The organism is Riemerella anatipestifer ATCC 11845 = DSM 15868 (assembly GCF_000252855.1).
Lineage (GTDB): Bacteria > Bacteroidota > Bacteroidia > Flavobacteriales > Weeksellaceae > Riemerella > Riemerella anatipestifera.
In genome coordinates this window covers 300,819-319,429 of the sequence record NC_017045.1, presented here as the reverse complement: position 1 = coordinate 319,429, position 18,611 = coordinate 300,819, and the positions used below count along the sequence as shown (strand labels likewise).

Annotated in this window: 20 protein-coding genes; 5 read left to right on the top strand and 15 right to left on the bottom strand. The window is 34.0% G+C overall.

The genetic code is table 11. The annotated features are described in order from the left end of the window. Positions 1–90 precede the first annotated feature (90 nt). Positions 91–747: a hypothetical protein gene (locus RA0C_RS01705; RefSeq protein ID WP_004919360.1), complete on the top strand. Its 657-nt coding sequence runs from the start codon at positions 91–93 to the stop codon at positions 745–747. Between the two features lie 72 nt (positions 748–819). On the opposite strand, the gene RA0C_RS01700 is transcribed toward RA0C_RS01705, so the two are convergent. Next, a complete protein-coding gene (locus RA0C_RS01700) occupies positions 820–1,512 on the bottom strand; it encodes a Bax inhibitor-1/YccA family protein (protein ID WP_013446705.1) in 693 nt (230 codons plus the stop codon). 50 nt (positions 1,513–1,562) lie between these two features. Beyond that, positions 1,563–2,597 carry an acyl-CoA reductase gene (locus RA0C_RS01695; RefSeq protein WP_013446704.1) on the bottom strand — a complete coding sequence of 345 codons (1,035 nt, stop codon included), beginning with the start codon at positions 2,595–2,597 and terminating at the stop codon, positions 1,563–1,565. Positions 2,598–2,653: 56 nt separating this feature from the next. Here RA0C_RS01695 and RA0C_RS01690 point away from each other — a divergent pair, with 56 nt between their 5' ends. The 4 genes from RA0C_RS01690 to RA0C_RS01675 are packed head-to-tail and all read left to right on the top strand — an operon-like array spanning position 2,654 to position 6,355. Beyond that, entirely contained in the window at positions 2,654–3,004 is a 351-nt protein-coding gene (locus RA0C_RS01690; protein ID WP_004919366.1) for a 4Fe-4S dicluster domain-containing protein, read from the top strand. Positions 3,005–3,036: 32 nt separating this feature from the next. Next, positions 3,037–4,146, top strand: a complete 1,110-nt coding sequence (serC, locus tag RA0C_RS01685) for a 3-phosphoserine/phosphohydroxythreonine transaminase (protein WP_014411204.1) — start codon at positions 3,037–3,039, stop codon at positions 4,144–4,146. Positions 4,147–4,161: 15 nt separating this feature from the next. Continuing rightward, positions 4,162–5,115, top strand: a complete 954-nt coding sequence (locus tag RA0C_RS01680; protein ID WP_004919368.1) for a D-2-hydroxyacid dehydrogenase — start codon at positions 4,162–4,164, stop codon at positions 5,113–5,115. A 1-nt stretch (position 5,116) separates the two neighbouring features. Next, complete coding sequence (locus RA0C_RS01675; protein WP_004919369.1) at positions 5,117–6,355, top strand: DUF1015 domain-containing protein; 1,239 nt, start codon at positions 5,117–5,119, stop codon at positions 6,353–6,355. Positions 6,356–6,399: 44 nt separating this feature from the next. Here the strand turns inward: RA0C_RS01675 and RA0C_RS01670 are convergent, their stop codons facing one another. The 13 genes from RA0C_RS01670 to RA0C_RS01610 form a co-directional block, all read right to left on the bottom strand. Continuing rightward, on the bottom strand, positions 6,400–7,281 hold the full coding sequence (locus RA0C_RS01670) for a mechanosensitive ion channel family protein (RefSeq protein WP_004919372.1): 882 nt from the start codon (positions 7,279–7,281) through the stop codon (positions 6,400–6,402). Positions 7,282–7,311: 30 nt separating this feature from the next. Next, the gene (guaA, locus tag RA0C_RS01665; protein WP_013446702.1) at positions 7,312–8,841 is read right to left on the bottom strand and encodes a glutamine-hydrolyzing GMP synthase; all 1,530 of its coding nucleotides are present in this window, start codon (positions 8,839–8,841) and stop codon (positions 7,312–7,314) included. Between the two features lie 93 nt (positions 8,842–8,934). Continuing rightward, a complete protein-coding gene (gene purD, locus RA0C_RS01660) occupies positions 8,935–10,173 on the bottom strand; it encodes a phosphoribosylamine--glycine ligase (RefSeq protein ID WP_013446701.1) in 1,239 nt (412 codons plus the stop codon). Positions 10,174–10,264: 91 nt separating this feature from the next. After that, positions 10,265–11,359 carry a glycosyltransferase family 4 protein gene (locus RA0C_RS01655; protein WP_013446700.1) on the bottom strand — a complete coding sequence of 365 codons (1,095 nt, stop codon included), beginning with the start codon at positions 11,357–11,359 and terminating at the stop codon, positions 10,265–10,267. A gap of 5 nt (positions 11,360–11,364) precedes the next feature. After that, positions 11,365–12,138: a polysaccharide deacetylase family protein gene (locus RA0C_RS01650; RefSeq protein WP_013446699.1), complete on the bottom strand. Its 774-nt coding sequence runs from the start codon at positions 12,136–12,138 to the stop codon at positions 11,365–11,367. 5 nt (positions 12,139–12,143) lie between these two features. Next, the gene (locus RA0C_RS01645; protein WP_013446698.1) at positions 12,144–13,073 is read right to left on the bottom strand and encodes a glycosyltransferase; all 930 of its coding nucleotides are present in this window, start codon (positions 13,071–13,073) and stop codon (positions 12,144–12,146) included. Between the two features lie 14 nt (positions 13,074–13,087). Continuing rightward, positions 13,088–14,263: a glycosyltransferase family 87 protein gene (locus tag RA0C_RS01640; protein ID WP_013446697.1), complete on the bottom strand. Its 1,176-nt coding sequence runs from the start codon at positions 14,261–14,263 to the stop codon at positions 13,088–13,090. 5 nt (positions 14,264–14,268) lie between these two features. Further along, a complete protein-coding gene (locus RA0C_RS01635) occupies positions 14,269–15,081 on the bottom strand; it encodes a 2,3,4,5-tetrahydropyridine-2,6-dicarboxylate N-succinyltransferase (protein ID WP_004919388.1) in 813 nt (270 codons plus the stop codon). Positions 15,082–15,096: 15 nt separating this feature from the next. After that, positions 15,097–15,618 carry a C40 family peptidase gene (locus RA0C_RS01630; protein ID WP_004919390.1) on the bottom strand — a complete coding sequence of 174 codons (522 nt, stop codon included), beginning with the start codon at positions 15,616–15,618 and terminating at the stop codon, positions 15,097–15,099. Positions 15,619–15,780: 162 nt separating this feature from the next. Continuing rightward, complete coding sequence (locus RA0C_RS01625; protein WP_013446696.1) at positions 15,781–16,446, bottom strand: IS1595-like element ISRan1 family transposase; 666 nt, start codon at positions 16,444–16,446, stop codon at positions 15,781–15,783. A gap of 116 nt (positions 16,447–16,562) precedes the next feature. Continuing rightward, complete coding sequence (locus tag RA0C_RS01620; protein WP_004919088.1) at positions 16,563–17,126, bottom strand: outer membrane beta-barrel protein; 564 nt, start codon at positions 17,124–17,126, stop codon at positions 16,563–16,565. A gap of 73 nt (positions 17,127–17,199) precedes the next feature. Beyond that, complete coding sequence (locus RA0C_RS01615) at positions 17,200–17,814, bottom strand: deoxynucleoside kinase (protein ID WP_004919090.1); 615 nt, start codon at positions 17,812–17,814, stop codon at positions 17,200–17,202. A gap of 29 nt (positions 17,815–17,843) precedes the next feature. Then, entirely contained in the window at positions 17,844–18,605 is a 762-nt protein-coding gene (locus RA0C_RS01610; RefSeq protein WP_004919092.1) for a hypothetical protein, read from the bottom strand. Between the last annotated feature and the right edge of the window lie 6 nt (positions 18,606–18,611).

The following is an 18,611-nucleotide window of genomic DNA, read 5'->3' as shown; positions in this document are numbered from 1 at the left end:
GCTTAGGGCGATAGAAGAATGAGTGGTTTTTATTTATAAATTTGAAAATAATTTAAAAAACTAAATACAAATCACTAAAATTTAACACTTATGAAAGTAAAAAGAATTTCCGAACTCCAATACTTGGAGAATTACCGTCTGTTATTCGCTAACCTTGATGAGGTACAAGATTTAAAAACCGAACTGGCAGAGTTTGGTTATGATGATGCCAAAATTGCTGAAGGCAAAGCCCTATTTGACCAAACCCAGCAACTCTACAACCAAAACCAACAAGAAACCGCCGAAGAAAAAGAGGCCTATGCTCGGTTTTCAGACGCCTTTGATGTTCTAAAGAAAACTTACAACAAACACCGCAAAATAGCCAAAGTTGCCCTAATGAAAAAAACAGAACTTTGGAAAACCCTCGCCATCGATGGGAGTTTGTCTGCCGCTTATCTCAAAGCAATGCAAGAAATCAAAACCTTTTACGAACAAGCCCAAAGCCACAGTGAAGCCCAACCGTTGTTAGAAAAATTCAAAATCAATAAAGCGGCGGTTGATGCTCAAGTCGCACAAATCCAACAAGTAGAAACCCTCCGTGCGGCTTACGAAAAAGAAAAAGGCGAAAGCCAAGATGCCACCCAACAGAAAAACAAAGCCTTTGCCACCCTTTCCGATTGGGTTCGGGAGTTTTACGCCGTAGCCCAAATCGCCTTAGACGACCGTCCACAACTGCTGGAAAGCATCGGCAAGTTCGTCAGAAGTTAAAATTGAAGAAATCTAAAAAAAATCCTGAACTGTTTGGTTCAGGATTTTTTATCTTTTTTAAGTAAAATACTTTTAATCTCTTCTAGACATTAAAATTCTTAACACATACCAGAACAGAAGCATTACAGAGGCAAACAGTTGTAGAGAAGCTCCTACATACTGCTCTTTGGTATAAGTAAATTGTAGTTTTTGTGTTTCGTATAAGATACTCGCTGATGCTAAAAGTACCATACCTACAGAGAACCAAAGCCCAAGGTTAAACCCAAAAAGAGCTCCAGCTACAATAAGTCCTAAAGCTACAAATCCTCCCACTACAATGATATTTCTTAAGAAAGAAAAATCTCTTTTGCTAGTAAATGCTACTCCTGTAAGCCCACCAAACAGTGCTAGAGTAATAATAGCCGCTTGTGGTATTAGAGTTGGGTCGCTATAAAACATAGCAATGTAAATCATCGGTAAGAAAATAACAGCCTCTAGCAACACATAGACCCCTAAGCCCATATACTGCGTGTTTTTATTCTGTGAAAGCGTCCATTTGTTCGCTAAAATAGAAGCTAACCAAAAGCCTCCTAATATCAAAAGCCAAATGTACTTCCCAGAAATCATAGAAATAATAATTTCTTCAGGCACTACACTAAGAAGAAGACTCTCCACCACCACAAAAGCCAATACCGCTAATGCTAAATGAGTATAAGTTTTCTTGTAGAATGTTGCTTTTTCAACATCTGTAGCTTGTGCCACTAGTAAATCGTTAGAATATTCCATAAGATTGTTTTTTAATTTTGACAAATATAACAAATTTAATTCATTCCTAATTAGTCTATGGTTCTTAGAAAAGCCATAGTATCTACATCATCGGCATAAGTATTTAGGCTAGGCGTTTGGGCCTCGCCAAAGCCTACTTCTCCCCTATTCAAACGGAGATGACTAACAATGCACTGTATATTTTCGTGGTTTTCATTTAGGAAAGTCTCAACTTCTGCAATAGTATCATAACGGCTAAAGTTAATTACCGAAAGCGGACTGAAAAGTTGAGTATCTTCTTTAAGCATTACAAAATTATTATCCCAAAAATTTTCTTGATTTAGGAGATATACCGCACGGTTATAATCGTAATTGTTGGCGTATTTATTATGATTGATGATATCCTGAAACCCTACAAAGTTTTCAAACAAACGCTCTAGTTTAAAATCTTGAGGAATGAAAAGCCTCGTAACATTGCGGCAGCCTAGACCAAAATATCTAAAAATATCTTCGGCTAAAAGTTGTAATTCTTCATTTGTTTCTTTCCCCGAAAGAACCGCCACCGAAGTTCGGTTTTTGCGAATAATATTTGGCTTATTTTTAAAGTAATACTCTAGATACCTCGCCGTATTATTACTTCCCGTAGCAATTACAGCGTCGTAATTCTCTAGTTTTTCTACCAACTGATATTCTATACCTTCAGAAAGTGAAGCCCATTTTTCTAAAAGAAAAGGTAAAACTTGCTTATCTTTAGAGGACATTTTAATAACAGGTGTATGCCCACTAAGTACGACTGTGATAACATCGTGAAATCCAACTAAAGGAATATTTCCTGCTAAAATCAACCCTACTTTTTTACCGCCTTTAGTTTCGGGATAACTATTTACCCAATCATTGAGGTTTTCTTCGGTTAATAAATCTGCCCATTGCTTTAGTGCAAACCGTAAACTATCCTGAGTAAACCAAGGATTTTCTATTTCTGCACGGCTTAGTTTCGCTGAAAATAAAGCTTCTTCCTCTGAGTAAACCTCTTCCGTTTTTTCTAAAAATTGGTTTATGAAAAGTCCCAGTTGAGCTAAGCCTGAAATTTTAATACTGATATTCATTTGGTATTTTGTATAAAAATATGATAACTTTGTGCAAATTTAAAAATTTATTAATAATGGCAATCATAATCACTGACGAATGCATTAACTGTGGGGCTTGTGAGCCAGAATGTCCTAATAACGCAATATATGAAGGAGCTGTAGATTGGCGTGCTTCTGACGGAACAGAACTAAAAGGAATGGTAACACTACCTTCTGGGCTTACGGTAGATGCAGATGCTCCACAAGAGCCAGTAAATGATGATGTCTATTTTATAGTTTCGGACAAATGTACAGAATGTAAAGGCTTCCACGAAGAACCACAATGTGCTGCTGTATGTCCTGTAGATTGTTGTATCCCAGATGAAGATAATGTAGAAACAGAAGAACAACTATTATCTAAGAAAGCATTTCTACACGGTGAATAGACACCCCAATATCGCTCGCTATTAAACTGAAAATGGCGGGCGTTTTAGTTTTAAATAGAAATAATCTAATAGAAATAAAAATGAATAAAAAACATAATTTTAGTGCTGGTCCGTGCATACTCCCGCAAGAGGTTTTTCAAAAATCAGCGGAAGCGGTGCTTGATTTTAACGGATTAGGCTTATCTTTATTAGAAATCTCCCACCGTTCCAAAGATTTTGTAGCGGTAATGGATGAAGCTAGAGCCATTGTAAAAAGGCTAATGAATCTTAACGATGATTATGAAGCCTTATTTTTACAAGGAGGTGCTAGTTTGCAGTTTGTTATGGTTCCTTTTAATTTGCTTACCACTACTGGTAAAGCCGCTTACCTAGATACGGGGACCTGGGCTGCAGGGGCAATAAAAGAAGCACAAAAATTAGGAAATGTAGAAATTGTAGCCTCATCAAAAACCGACCAATACAGCTATATCCCTAAAAACTATACTGTTGGGAAAGATTTTGATTATTTCCATTGTACTTCTAACAATACCATTTATGGTACTCAAATGAAAGAGTTTCCGCAAGTGGAAGCTCCAATGGTGTGTGATATGAGTTCGGATATTTTCTCTAGACAACTGGACTTTTCTAAGTTTGATTTAATCTACGCTGGAGCACAAAAAAATATGGGACCGGCAGGAACGGTATTAGTGGTTGTAAAGAAAGATGTTTTAGGAAGAACACAAAGAGAGATTCCTTCTTATTTGGATTATTCTCTACATATCAAAAAGGAGTCTATGTTTAATACACCTCCTGTTTTTGCCGTTTATGCCTCATTGCTTACGCTACAACATTTAGAACAAAATGGAGGAATTGCAGCTGCCGAAACTAAAAATAAAGCTAAAGCCGAACTTATCTATAACGAAATAGATAGAAACCCTCTGTTTGAAGGTTTTGCTTCTACAGAAGACCGTTCTGTGATGAATGTGAGCTTTAAATTGACTGATGAGTCTAAAAAAGAAAAGTTTGACGCTCTATGGAAAGAAGCAGGCATCAATGGACTTAATGGACATAGAAGCATTGGTGGTTATAGAGCCAGCCTTTACAATGCACTTCCGCTGGAAAGTGTACAGGTGTTGGTAAATGTTATGAAATCTTTAGACTAATAGTAAATGAGTAATATGAAAGTATTAGCTAATGATGGTATGTCCAATGCAGGGATTGCCATGTTAAAAAATGCAGGGATAAAGTTTGTTGAGCATCGTGTGGCTCAAGAACAATTAGCTAACTTTATAAATGAAAATAATATAGATGTACTTCTTGTAAGAAGTGCCACCAAAGTAAGAAAAGACTTAATAGATGCCTGCCCTAGCCTCAAAATAATAGGTAGAGGTGGTGTAGGAATGGATAATATAGATGTAGATTATGCTTTATCCAAAGGTATTAAAGTAATCAATACCCCTTTAGCTTCGTCTAAATCTGTGGCAGAGATGGTATTTGCTCATTTCTTCTCTTTGGCGAGATTTTTACACGAATCTAACCGAATGATGCCTTTGGAAGGCGATACCAAGTTTAAAGATTTGAAAAAAGCCTACACCAAAGCGGTAGAACTGTCAGGAAAAACTTTAGGGATTATCGGTTTAGGAAGTATTGGTAAAGAAGTGGCTAAAATAGGCATTGCCCTAGGAATGAATATCGTAGCCTACACTAGAAAAACTAAAAAAGAAACTATTTCTCTCAATTTTTTTGATGGGAGAAGTCTTGATTTTGAAATAGAAACTACAAACGATTTGCCTAAGTTACTGTCTTCGTCTGATTTCATTACAATAAACACACCTAAAACAGAAGGATATATACTAGATTCTGCTGAGTATGAACGCATGAAAGATGGTGTATTTATCGTAAATACAGCTAGAGGTGGTGTGCTTAATGAGGAAGCATTACTAGAATTTATTGAAAACGGTAAAATAGCAGGTGCTGCTCTAGATGTTTTTGAAAATGAACCAGAACCTTCTCTCGCTCTACTTATGAATCCTAGTTTGTCTTTAAGTCCTCATTTAGGAGGCAACACTCTTGAAGCTCAAGAAAGAATAGGAACAGAACTTGCTCAACAAATTATAAACTTTAATTCGTAAAATGCCTACATTTAAACCATTTAAAGGAGTAAGACCAAGAAGCGAGTACATTAACATATTTCCCACTCGTCCGTTGGATAACTATACTGATGATGTGATAGCTGAAAAAGCGAACATAGAAGGAAGCTACATCAATATGGTAAAGCCCTATATATGCAGTAAATCCAAAGATGTAAACAGAAATTTAAGAAAGGTAAGAAATAACTACGAAGAAATAGCAAAGAGTAATCTTATGCAAGATGCCGCTTCTTACTACTTATACGAGCAAATAATGCCTAACAAAACCGTTTTCAGAGGTTTATTAGGATTAGTTTCTGTAGAAGATTTTTGGAATGGCAAAATAAAAAAGCACGAGGCTACTATTACACATAAAAAAGAAAGGTTAGCCGAATACCTTGGTAAGGTAGAACTACAAGCAGAACCTGTACTCCTTACCTATCCAGCAAACTCAAAGGTAGAAATGTTGATGAATCTTGAGGAGAAAAACATTCCTATCATAAATTTCAAAGATGACCAAAATATTTGTCATAAAGTTTGGAAAATAGATAACCGCCTAAAACTCCAACAGTTTAAAGAGGTTATAGACCAAATAGACTCTTTCTACATAGCCGACGGACACCATAGAATTGGCTCTGCTGCATTGAATGCAAAATTACAAAGAGAGAAAAACAAAAAGAGTTTAGGTACAGAAGGTTATAACTTTGTTTATAGTTTCATTGTATCTAATCAGTCTATAAAAATACACGATTACAACAGATTGATAAAAGACCTTAACGGATTTTCTAAGGAAGATTTCTTAAAACGATTGGAGCAAGATTTCCTTATCTATGAAAAGGGAGAAACGCCTTATTTCCCTTCTAAAAAATTCCATATCAGTATGTATTTAGATGGGAAATTTTATAGTCTACACATTAAACACGACCTTCGTCCTACGGAAGAAGGATTGGAGAGTATGGATCATTACCTTTTAGAAAAGTTTATTCTAAAACCAATTTTAGGTATAGAAAACTCTAAGATTTCGGATAGAGTTAAATTTTTAAAGGGAACTTCTGATATTAACGGAATACTAAAATTAAAAGACAAGGTAGACTCAAACGAATATCAAGTTGCTTTTGGGGTTTATCCAGTAAGTTTTAATGATTTGGTTAAAATATCCGACTTAAATCAAAAAATGCCACCTAAATCTACTCTAATATCTCCAAAACTGATGACCGCAATGGTGATGTACGATATGAAATAAAAAAAGCCTTGCTCTTATCCTAGAAGAAGCAAGGCTTTTCTATTCTATTGTTCAAATTTAAAAGTTCTAATAGGAAATGGTATATTTATACCTTCCTCATCAAACCTTTTCTTTAGGGCAGTAATAAGATTACTTTTTTGTTGTGCTACCAACAAGCCAGAGCTAACATTGAGCATACATCTCAATTCAAAATCAATAGCACTATCTCCAAACGAGGTATAGAGGAAAGTAATTTCTTCTTCCTCTACTAAATATTCAACCGTTTTTTTTACTGTTTCTAGAACAATTTCTTTAACTTTATCTAAATCAGACTCATACCCCACACCGCAGGTTAAGATAAGTCTTCTTTGAGGAGTCAAAGAAGCATTTTTTATCGGTGAGTCTAACACTAATTTATTAGGTATCAATACAATATTATTATCTATATCTTTTATCGTAGTCATTCTAAAGTCTATATCCATAATTTGACCAGAGAAATTATTTGAGGATACCCAATCGCCAATTCTGATATTTTTCACTAAAGAAAGTACCACTCCTGAGAAGGTATTGGATAGCGTTCCTTGTAATGCTAGACCTACGGCTAACCCCATAACACCCGCACCCGCAAGAATCGTATTTAAAACACCATTAAGGTTAAGAACTACCAAAACGAGTATAATCCCAAGCATAATAACTCCTATAGATACCATTCTGGCAATTACATTTTTAGCAGAATCTTGTAAAGATGTTTTGTAAAGTAGACTAACAACAACTCTATAAATAATTCTTGATAAAAATAGAGCGACTGTAAAAACAAAAATTGCTACAATAAAGTTAGGGATATTAGAAAATATGGACTGTTGCCAATCTTCTAATTTCTCATAGGTTTTATCCCAAGCAGAGCCAACATTTTTTGTAAATGACTGTTCCGTAGTAATTAAAAACATATTATTTCGTTCTTTTTAAAAATTTTACTTTTACTCCCATTCTATAGTTGCAGGTGGTTTACTAGAGATATCATAAGCTACTCTATTGATGCCTTTAACTTCATTGATGATTCTATTAGATACCTTTTCTAAGAACTCCCAAGGAAATTTACTAAAGGTTGCCGTCATAAAGTCTATTGTATTTGCAGAACGCACCACAGCTGTGTATTCATAAGTTCTCTCGTCTCCCATAACTCCTACCGATTTTACAGGAAGTAATACCACAAACGCTTGAGACACCTTATCGTATAAATCATTTTTATAAAGTTCTTCTATAAAAATATCATCGGCTTCTTGCAATATTTTAGCTTTTTCAGCATCTACTTCACCCAAAATTCTAATACCTAATCCAGGTCCCGGAAACGGATGTCTGTAAACCAAATGATGTGGAATGCCTAGCTCCTCTCCTACTTTTCTTACTTCATCTTTGAAAAGCTCTCTCAAAGGTTCTAAAAGTTCAAATTCCATATCTTCTGGTAAACCACCTACATTATGATGAGATTTTATAACTGCAGATGGACCTTTAACTGATTGAGATTCTATTACATCGGGATAGATTGTTCCTTGAGCTAAAAACTTAGCACCTTCTATTTTATGAGATTCTTCATCAAAAACAGCTACAAACTCATTTCCGATGATTTTTCGTTTTTGTTCAGGGTCTGAAACACCTTTTAATTTTGATAAAAATCTCTCTGAAGCATCTATCAGCTTAATGTTAAGATTGAAATGAGAGCCATAATTCTCCATTACCTTCTGTGCTTCATTTTTTCTTAAAAGACCTGTATCTACAAAAATACAAGTCAGTTGAGAGCCAATCGCTTTATGGATTAAAACCGCTGCTACAGAAGAATCTACACCTCCAGATAGTCCTAATATCACCTTTTGATTACCAACTTTTTGTCTAATTTCTTCTATGGTACGGTCTATATAGCTAGTAAGTTTCCAGTTTTTCTCTGCCTTACAAATATTAAAAACAAAGTTTTCTAGCATTTTAACCCCTTCTTCTGTATGAGAAACCTCTGGGTGAAACTGAACGCAATAAATATCTTTATCTTCGTTAGAAATGGCTGAAATTACTTCTGTTTTAGCGTTAATAGTAAAACCTTCTGGTACTTCTTCTACTTCATCAAAATGGCTCATCCAAACAATAGACTCTTCCGAAACTCCTTGAAATAATTTAGAAGACTGTTGTATTTTAAGTTCAGCTTTGCCATATTCTCCTTTGATACCTTTTTTAACAGTACCTCCCAGTAGATGAGTCGTTAACTGCATACCATAACAGATTCCTAATACAGGAATTGATTGTTCAAACAAAGCTTTATCTACTAAATGGGCATTTTCCGCATTTACAGAGCTAGGTCCACCAGATAAGATAATTCCTTTTGGATTCTTTTCTAATATGACTTCAATAGGTGTATTGTAAGGCAATACTTCAGAGTAAACTTCCATTTCTCTAATACGTCTTCCTATCAGTTGGTTGTACTGAGAACCGAAGTCTAATATAATAATTCCGTTTTGCATAGATGGTTTATTTAGACAAAAAGTAACTATGGAAATTATTAACAAATTTCACATAATTACTTTTCAATATTTAGTTATATAATTATAATCTGATTAAAATTTAGCAATATCATCACGATAAAAAGCATAATCAAAATTTACTGTATGAGCATCAGCATAAACTTTCTTTCGTGCTTCCTCATAAGTTGGAGCTGTGGCTACAAAATTAACCACTCGCCCTCCGTTAGTAATGACTCTTTCCCCTTGTCTAGTAGCCCCTGCAAATAGGACTTGGCTATGAGCTACCTTATCTAAGCCTGTTATTTCGTACCCTGTTTCTATATTTCTAGGATAACCTCCAGAACACATTACCAAACATACGGCTTTTTCGTCTTTGAATTTAAGCTCCACTTCTTTACCTGCTAAACAATCTTCAATAACATCAATAAGATTATTTTCCAATAATGGCATAATCACCTGTGTTTCAGGGTCACCTAATCTCATATTGTATTCTAAACAGTAGCAACCATCAGCTGTTACCATCAGACCAAAGAAGATAAATCCTTTAAACTCAAGTTCATCAGCTTTAAGCCCTTGAATAGTTGGGGTGAGTATATTTTTCTTGAAGTCTTCCATGTGAGCCTCTGTAAACTCTGGGCTTGGAGCCACACTACCCATTCCTCCTGTATTTGCTCCTTTATCTCCGTTGCCTACCTTCTTATAGTCTTTCACTGGTATACACGGGAAAAGTTCTTTGCCATTAGAGAAAGCAATGATAGAAGCTTCAAATCCTCTTAAATACTCCTCTATAATGACTCTAATCCCTGCATCTCCGTAGATTCTTCTAATCATAAAATCATCAAGGGTAGCCAATGCTTCATCATAGTCTTCACAAATAACTACACCTTTGCCTCCAGCCAAACCACTTGCCTTGATTACTAAAGGATAGTTTTTGTTATTTAGATATTCTTTAGCTTCTTCGTAAGCATCAAAAACTTTTGCAACAGCCGTTTTAACGCCATGTTTCTGCATAAATTTCTTAGAAAATGCTTTACTTCCTTCTAGGCTAGCTGCCTTTTGGTTAGGACCAAAAACTTTTAAATCCAACTTTTTAAATTCGTCTACTAAACCGTCTACCAGTGGAGCTTCTGGACCTACAATGGTTAAATCTATTTTTTCTTTGATAGCAAAATCTCTTAGGTATTTAATATCAGTTTCGTGTGCTGTCTTACCTAAGGCTTGTGTAGTGGCATTGCCTTTAGCAAAATACATTTGGGTAACTCTTTTATCATCTTTGAGTTTCATAGCTAGAGCAGATTCTCTACCTCCATTTCCAACGATTAGTATTCTCATTATTTTTTGTTTTTTTATTTAAGTAACGATTTGCACAAAAATACAAATTTGAACTTAATATTTTAAATTCTTTTTTAATTTTAACTTGTAGTTAACTTAGTACCTCCTTATAGACTTTCATTAAATCGGCAGCTATATTTTCATCATTAAACCTCTGCACATAGTCTAATCCTTTTTCTGAACGGCGTTTTCTTTCCGCTTCATTATTCCATAAAAATAGGATTTTGGATTTAATATCTGGTATATTCTGTGGATTGATATAAGTAGAATCTGGACCACCAGCTTCGGGCATACTACTTATATTACTCGTAATAACAGGAGTGCCTGAATATAAAGCCTCTATAACAGGAATACCAAATCCTTCAAAAAGGCTGGGATAAATAAATATATCTGCCAACTGATAAATCCCTGCCAGTTCCTCCATAGATACATTTTCTAAAAAACGGACTTCTACTTTGGTTTGAGCTAGAATTTTATCAATTTCTTTTTGATATTTTGTTTTTCGTCCCACTACCACTAAAGGGATATTTGTACCATCTAAAGCTTTGATTACATTGAGTAAATTTTTCCTTTCTTCTATGGTACCAACATTTAGTAAAAAACGCTTTGGTAGCTGATATTTTAAAGCAATTTTAGTAAGCTCGCTGGAGCTTAGTGGGTTCTTAAAAGCTTTATGGCAGCCTTGATAAACCACTTTTATCTTACTTTCCGAAACATTTAGGTATTTAATAATGTCTCTTTTTGTTTGTTCCGAAATGGCAATGATAACATCTGCTTGTTGAGCAGCCTTTTTAAATTTCCAAAAATGAATTTTCCTGTCAAAGAAAGAATAAAACTGAGGGTAACGCAAGAAAATTAAATCATGAATAGTTACCACTTTTTTAATTGTTCTATCATTCCATATCAGAGGGAGTTCTCCAGAAAGTCCGTGAAAGATATTGGCTTTTAAATTCTGAGCATCAGTTCCCATTTGCCTTTGCCTCGCTAAAAATCCTTTGGATATTTCTTTAAAAGTAACATTGGGTAATGTTAAAATATCTTTTCCTCTTTCACTTCTTTTTTCAGCTAAAAGATAGTATTGATATTGCGAAAATTCTGAAGCCAAAATTCTTACCAAATCTCTAGAATAGTTCCCTAGACCTGAGGTATTATGAAAAAATCTTTTGGCATCGAAGGCTATTTTCATAATGATTATTTTGTTTTTTCAGCTAAAAATTCTTTATAAGTTACAAATGTTTCACCCTTGTTCTTTAACCAAGATACAAAATTATCAAATCTTCTTACCATAGATTCACCTGTATTTTTGGTAGTATAGGACGGTAATTTGTAACTTTTTTTACTAATATTAGAAAATTCCCAAGGATGGAAATAGATATTAAGATAACCATCTCTTTTTAACGCATAATTAGCCAGCAGTTGGTATATAAATATCGGGAAATTATGAAAACTAAGCCAAAACAAAGGTACTCTTAATAAAGAAACAGAGGCTGGTATTTGCCAAACATTTCCCTCTTTAAAGTATGTTTTAGAAATATGTAAATTGTTATATCTTCCTGGCAAAAAGGTAGGATTGATAGAAGAGTTGTATAAATACCCTGCTTTACTTACCTCTTCCTCTTTAACAGGTTGCATTCTAGGCATTCTTAGTCCCACCACTTGTGTGTTAAATAAGGAACTAAGATGTTCTTTTGATTTTTTTAAATCTACATCTTTGAATTTTGAATGATACCAAGTGTGTGAGGCAAGTTCGTGTCCTTCTGATAGTAACTGATGAATTAAACCCTGACTATTTTCTGCAAAAACTACTGTAGAAAAAAAAGTCGCTTTTATTTGATGTTTTCTTAATATTCCCAGTATGTTTTTTAGTCCCTCTTGAGATACTTTTAGTTGTTCCTCAAAAGGGATATCCCCTTGGTATTCTAAGGGCATATCAAATTCTTCTATATCAAATGAGAGTAGAACCATTTAGTTTAAAAGTTTTTTGTTCTAATAATATAATTGGGGCGTTCTTTAACTTGTTTAAAAATCTTCCCTAGATAAATCCCCATTATTCCAAGAATAATAAGCTGAACCCCACCAAAAAAGACCATTGTCATAATTAGAGATGCCCAACCAGAAATTTCCGTATCTGACCAAAATGCATACACCACATAAGGTATATAAATGAATACCGCCAATATGGAAAAGAAAAAACCTAAATAAGCCGCCAAATAAAGCGGTTTTATACTAAATGATGTTATTCCTGTAAACGCGAAACTAATCATTTTCTTTAGATTGTAGCTGCTTTCTCCCGATAATCTTTCAGCTGCAACAAAACTTACGCCCGTTTGTTTAAAACCAACCCAATTCGTCCACCCTCTTAAAAAAAGATCCTCTTCTTTTACATTTCGGATAATATCAATAACGGAAGCGTCCATCAATCTGAAATCAGAACCACCACCTTTAGTTAAATCAATATCCGATATTTTGGATAAAAAGTTATAAAACCATTTGGAAGTTGTTTTTTTGAAAAAAGAAATTTCTTTAGGATAAGCTCTTATGGTATAAACTATATCATAGCCTTCTTCCCATTTTTTTATCATTTTGGGAATCAATCTGGGAGGATGCTGCATATCCGCATCCATAGAAACAACGGCATTTCCTTTGGCAAAATCCATTCCCGCCTTTACAGCACATTGATGTCCAAAGTTCCTTGAAAATTCAATGTATTTAACTTCTTTTATTTCTTTAGAAACTTCCTCTAAAACTCGTTGAGTGCTATCTCTACTCCCATCATTTACAAAGATAATTTCAAAGTCATAATCAGGTACATCTTCCATCACTTTTTTTATCTCTGCACATATAGGTCCAATGTTATTCTCCTCATTATGTGCTGGTATGACAATAGAAATAGTTTTCATAGATAAATACAATACTAGGTTAATGAGTAATCTTTTTCAAAATCTTTTACCAATAATTCATAAAGTATTCTAAACCAAACTAAACAACAAGGCAATGCTTTTAGAGAATACTTAATAACATAATCTTCTTTTATAGACCTCGGAAATAAATCTGAAAAGCTAAAACAAGTCAGTACCATTACGAAAAGCATAAGAGCCATTGTGGTAAAGGTTTGATTTTTTTGTATTACAAACCATATCATAACTCCAGCAACCGCAATAATATAAGTAGGTGATTCTGAACCTGAACTAAATAAAACTATAAACAAAAGTGTAGAAGCTAATATCATTAGTCTGAAAGCCGTGGCTTTATATTGTGAAAATCTAATATACGGCAATGCAAAGAGAATAATTCCAGGTACCAAAAATACTAAGTTTGATATATTAGGGTCTCCAAGAACTCGCCTTACAATTCCCATTAAAGAAAAATCTTGTCTATTTCCTAAAACCTGATTAGATAGATTTTTTCCACTTAAAGACTGATACCAATCTAGGTAAGACTGAAGTCCAAAATGCATATCAGATAGGAGCATAGGCAGAATTAAAAAGAGAACAAAAATTCCTAAAGAGGAAAAAATAAACTTCTTTTTATTAGATATAAAGGGGAAAAATGCTAACCCTGCAATCCCATAAATTTTCACGAAAAAGCCAGTCAAAATAGCTACAGATGCATGTATTTCCTTTTTGTTATCAACATAAATGGCAGATAGCATAAGCAAGGCAGTAAGCCCAACATTAAATTGAAAACTTACTGCTGCTGTAATATATTCCTGTAAACACAACCATGCTAACAATGTTTTTTTATTAGTAGATATGGGTAGCTTAGCGAATGCGTACATCAGCAGCCATACATTTGCTAAATTCCATAAAACCATTCCTATTGCATCTGGCATCAATGCGAAGGGCATTATTATCGTACTAAAAAATATTCCGTAATGATTGCTATCAAAGTAAAGTTCAGGATATTGTGCATATAAATTCTTCTTATCTACTGTATGGAAGAATACATATTTGAATAACAAATAATTATTATAAGCCTCTTTCCCATGAAAATATTTACTAAGTGCAGAAAAAATAGCCGCCAAGGAATAAACCCCAAAAATTACTTTTGGATTATAGAACCATTTTAGCAATTTTGTTTTTACAGACATAAAGACTATACCGCTACATTATTCTCTCTTAAAGCATCGTTAAGAGAGGTTTTCTTATCTGTTGATTCTTTTCTCTTACCGATAATTAAAGCACAAGGTACTTGATACTCTCCTGCAGGGAATTTTTTAGTAAGACTTCCTGGAATTACTACTGAACGAGCTGGTACTCTCCCTTTATATTCAATTGGCTGTTCTCCTGTTACATCTATAATCTTAGTAGAACTTGTTAATACCACATTAGCACCTAAAACAGCTTCTTTTTCAACATGTACACCTTCTACCACAATGCATCTAGACCCAACAAAGACATCGTCTTCTATGATTACAGGGGCCGCTTGTAATGGCTCTAAAACACCACCAATACCAACACCACCACTTAGATGTACATTTTTACCTATCTGAGCACAACTTCCTACCGTAGCCCAAGTATCTACCATAGTACCACTATCTACATACGCCCCAATATTTACATAAGATGGCATCATAATAACCCCAGATGCTATATAAGCCCCTTCTCTAGCCACCGCGTGAGGCACTACTCTTACCCCTTTTTCAGCGTAGTTTCTTTTCAAAGGCATTTTATCATGAAATTCAAAAGGTCCTACTTCGATAGTTTCCATTTTTTGAATAGGGAAATACATTACTACCGCCTTTTTCACCCATTCGTTTACTTGCCAACCGTCAGCCGTAGGCTCAGCTACACGAAGTTCTCCCTTGTCTAGTTTAGCAATAACTTCTCTAATTACTTTTTGATTTTCTTCATTTTGTAATAAACCTCTGTTCTCCCAAAGATTTTCTATTGTTTGTTGTAATGACATATTTGTATTTTATATTTAAAGTATTCTTTTTGCAAATAAAAAAGATTTGTTCCAGTAAGTTTCGTTTAGAGACGAAATAATAACTCCTTTGGAAGTAGAAGCGTGGATAAATTTAATTTCCCCATTAGTTTCTATGGTATGAACAATACCCACATGAGAGACTTTAGCACCTCCCATAGTTGCGAAAAAAACTAAATCCCCTGCTTTAATTTCTTTAACAGAGATGCTATTACCTTCTAATGCTTGATCAGTTGAACGCCTAGGAAGGGTTTTATTATTCTCTATAAAAACTTTAGAAACTAGACCAGAGCAATCAAAACCAGATGAAGTATTCCCTGCATACTTATAAGGAACACCTAAATATTTTTCGGCTGTTTTAATTATTTTTTTTGCCTCTTTAGTTACTACTCCTGAGTTTTCTGAAGATAATGTCTTAGATGCAACTTTACTAACTTTGCTTGTAGTTGTGGGTTTCTTAGAAGTTCCACAGCTAACTAATAGCACAGAAAATAGCACAAAACCAATAAATCTTCTCATTATTCCAATTTGCCCCAAAAATACAAAAAATAGACTAAAGTTAGTCTATTTTATTAGGCTCTAGACTAGCAAAGGTTTAAAATTTATAATTTTCACACTGTTGTTTGTTGTTGTAAAAATAAAAAAAATGTGGGTAACTTTTAGACGAAGTCGTTAAAAAAGTTATCCATATTTTTTTATCAATTTCCATAACTCTTTTTCCATTTCTTTAGTTTCCTTTCTCCATCGCCACTCGCATTCCTTTAAGTGTAATATAAAGGTAGATTTTATCCCATTAAACTTAGCTAATCTTCGCTTGGTGAAACTCCAAAAACTTTCTATTCCATTAATGTGAACACCATTCTGAGTTGAGAAATTTTTACTCTTGTCAATCCTGAAATGCTTCTCGTATCCCATATCTAAAAGTCCACTATAACCTCGCCAACCATCTGTAAACAAAATACTTTCTAATGAAACTTTTCCTCGAATAACTTTTCTTAATGTTTCACTTTTTGCATTTGGAATCAGTTCGGTATAAACCCTGCCTTCTCTTTCAAAAACTCCAAAAACAGGTTGTTTCCAAATTCCTCTTCCTAGTTTTTGTGGCATATTAATCCCTCGTAATCTCCTTGCTCCAAAATAGGCTTCATCTAATTCAACTTCTCCAAAAAACAAACTCAAATCTGCTTGTTGTTTTTCAAAAATCACTTCCCGAAAAATCCTAAAATATCGGTTAATGGTGTTTCTGTTGAACTCTAAAATTTCCGCCGTTTTCGTTGCGTCAATATCGCTACAAAAACACTTGATTATTTTTTTTATTTTATAATCGCTGATTTTACTCCTATTCATAAGACTTAGCAACAAATTTAATCATTGTTTCCTAGTCTTAAGTATTTATTATTTAGAATGTAAAAGAAAGAGCAGTCTAAAACGACTGCTCCAACTATCTTCTATTTAATCTTAGATTATTTAAAGAATAATGAGAAACCTGCATTAACACCAAATGTACCAACAGTCGTAGTTGCATTATTGTTAGTTGTACTAAATTGGTTGTAACCTAAACCTATGTTTATACCCGCAGTTTTATTTAACATGTAAACTCCACCACCTTTAACCCCCCAAGCTAAACCGTCAACAGTAGCTGAAAGATTATTGTATTTAGAAGTTGTACTAGCATAACCAACTCCAGCTCCTAAGTATGGTCTAAATTGAGATCCTGTAGAAAAATAATAAGTAGCGTTAGGTAAAAGAGAGAAAGTACTATTAGTTTCATCTCCACTTTTAGCAGATAAGAAGTTTAATTCCAATCCTAAAGCTAAATTGTCCATAACAAAATATCCAACACTAGGACTAATGTTAAAAGTGGAAACTTTACCATCATCATAAGACTTTCCATCATATTTTACCTTAGTTGACACGCTGTTAAATCCTAAATTGGTTTTACCTTCTACAACCCAAGACCCTTTTTCTGTTTGAGCATTCATTGCTCCGAAAAGTGCTAAAGCACCTACTAAAAATAGTTTTTTCATTGTTTTAATTTTAAATTTCTGCTCGGCAAATGTAGAATATTTACCTCTAATAAAAAATGATATTTATCAGTGATTAGAATAAACCATTAAGCTGACCGTCTATCCTTTCTAATATAGAACCAAAATCTTCTGGTCTTTCTACGAAGTCTAAATCATCAACCTCTATAATTAAAAGCTTACCTTCTTTATAGTTTTGTATCCAACTTTCATATTTATTATTGAGTTTAGAAAGGTAGTCTATACTTATTTCTGCTTCATAATCTCTACCTCTTTTGGCAATTTGTCCCACCAATTTGGGTACAGAGGCTCTTAGATAAATCAGTAAATCTGGAGCGGAAACAAAAGTTTTCATCAACTCAAAAAGCGATGTGTAGTTTTTATAATCTCTATCACTTAAGAGCTGCATTTCGTTTAGGTTTTCTGCAAAAATATGAGCGTCTTCGTAGATGGTTCTATCTTGAATAATGTTTTTACCACTCTCTCTAATCTCTTTAACTTGACGAAATCTACTCCCTAGAAAATATATTTGTAAGGCAAAAGACCATTTAGACATATCGTGATAAAAGTCGTCTAAATAAGGGTTATCATCTACATCTTCAAACTGAGCCTCCCAGCCGTAATGTTTTGCTAACATCTTGGTAAGTGTGGTTTTACCTGCTCCTATATTTCCTGTTACTGCTATATGCATGGATTTGTTTTTTGAAAAAAATTATTGATTTAAAAAAGTTCGTAAAGATAAAGTTTGTCTCCTATCAAAGCCAAATATCCATTGTTATTTTTTTCCACAATTTGAGCTTTAGGTTCAGAAAAAACAGTTTTTAATTTATCTTCCTGAAACTCAATTACAGAAGTATTGGTAATCACAAAAATAGAATTTCCTTCTCGTCTTAACTTCCTAGCAAATGACACTTCCATTTTTTGAACCTTTTTTGAGATTAAGGATATTTTTATTAAATAATCATTTTGCAAATAATATAAGAAGCCATTGTCTACGATGAAATCTTTAATATCGTTAAAATCTATATCTAAAACAAAAGAGTTAAGTAATCTATTTTCTCTGAAATGATACTGTAACAAGGTCTTAGACATAGGATTAAGCAGCCACATCAATTGTAGATTTTCCATATACAAATGGCTGATATAGCTAGCACTCTGGCTAGGCTTAAGACTTTGAATTTCGTTAAGATTTTGGTCTAGCATTTTTATTTCCTGCTGATTTTCGGAAAACAAAACGATATTAAGAGGATTTTGCACCGATTGAACCTTAAACGGAAACACCATCATCATTCGTCCTTGCTTTTGCCCTTGTGTGTTATATTTGGTAAAGCTAAAATCGTTATTCTGATATAGGTAGATATTTTCATAATCGTCTATAAAAATATCTTGCACAGATTTTAATACCTCCTCATCTATAGGTATAAGAACCTGTGCAGAAAGGTTTGCAACCCAAAAACTTATAACGAAGACAAGGGTTCGCACTTCACT

Bases quoted from the DNA above. Each gene is read 5' to 3' on its own strand.
- RA0C_RS01650 (WP_013446699.1), bottom strand. From the start codon at position 12,138: ATGGTTCTACTCTCATTTGATATAGAAGAATTTGATATGCCCTTAGAA.
- RA0C_RS01655 (WP_013446700.1), bottom strand. From the start codon at position 11,359: ATGAAAATAGCCTTCGATGCCAAAAGATTTTTTCATAATACCTCAGGT.
- RA0C_RS01630 (WP_004919390.1), bottom strand. From the start codon at position 15,618: ATGAGAAGATTTATTGGTTTTGTGCTATTTTCTGTGCTATTAGTTAGC.
- serC (WP_014411204.1), top strand. From the start codon at position 3,037: ATGGCGGGCGTTTTAGTTTTAAATAGAAATAATCTAATAGAAATAAAA.
- RA0C_RS01620 (WP_004919088.1), bottom strand. From the start codon at position 17,126: ATGAAAAAACTATTTTTAGTAGGTGCTTTAGCACTTTTCGGAGCAATG.
- RA0C_RS01625 (WP_013446696.1), bottom strand. From the start codon at position 16,446: ATGAATAGGAGTAAAATCAGCGATTATAAAATAAAAAAAATAATCAAG.
- RA0C_RS01645 (WP_013446698.1), bottom strand. From the start codon at position 13,073: ATGAAAACTATTTCTATTGTCATACCAGCACATAATGAGGAGAATAAC.
- RA0C_RS01680 (WP_004919368.1), top strand. From the start codon at position 4,162: ATGAAAGTATTAGCTAATGATGGTATGTCCAATGCAGGGATTGCCATG.
- RA0C_RS01705 (WP_004919360.1), top strand. From the start codon at position 91: ATGAAAGTAAAAAGAATTTCCGAACTCCAATACTTGGAGAATTACCGT.
- RA0C_RS01640 (WP_013446697.1), bottom strand. From the start codon at position 14,263: ATGTCTGTAAAAACAAAATTGCTAAAATGGTTCTATAATCCAAAAGTA.
- RA0C_RS01675 (WP_004919369.1), top strand. From the start codon at position 5,117: ATGCCTACATTTAAACCATTTAAAGGAGTAAGACCAAGAAGCGAGTAC.
- RA0C_RS01690 (WP_004919366.1), top strand. From the start codon at position 2,654: ATGGCAATCATAATCACTGACGAATGCATTAACTGTGGGGCTTGTGAG.
- guaA (WP_013446702.1), bottom strand. From the start codon at position 8,841: ATGCAAAACGGAATTATTATATTAGACTTCGGTTCTCAGTACAACCAA.
- RA0C_RS01615 (WP_004919090.1), bottom strand. From the start codon at position 17,814: ATGCATATAGCAGTAACAGGAAATATAGGAGCAGGTAAAACCACACTT.
- RA0C_RS01635 (WP_004919388.1), bottom strand. From the start codon at position 15,081: ATGTCATTACAACAAACAATAGAAAATCTTTGGGAGAACAGAGGTTTA.
- RA0C_RS01695 (WP_013446704.1), bottom strand. From the start codon at position 2,597: ATGAATATCAGTATTAAAATTTCAGGCTTAGCTCAACTGGGACTTTTC.
- RA0C_RS01670 (WP_004919372.1), bottom strand. From the start codon at position 7,281: ATGTTTTTAATTACTACGGAACAGTCATTTACAAAAAATGTTGGCTCT.
- RA0C_RS01700 (WP_013446705.1), bottom strand. From the start codon at position 1,512: ATGGAATATTCTAACGATTTACTAGTGGCACAAGCTACAGATGTTGAA.
- purD (WP_013446701.1), bottom strand. From the start codon at position 10,173: ATGAGAATACTAATCGTTGGAAATGGAGGTAGAGAATCTGCTCTAGCT.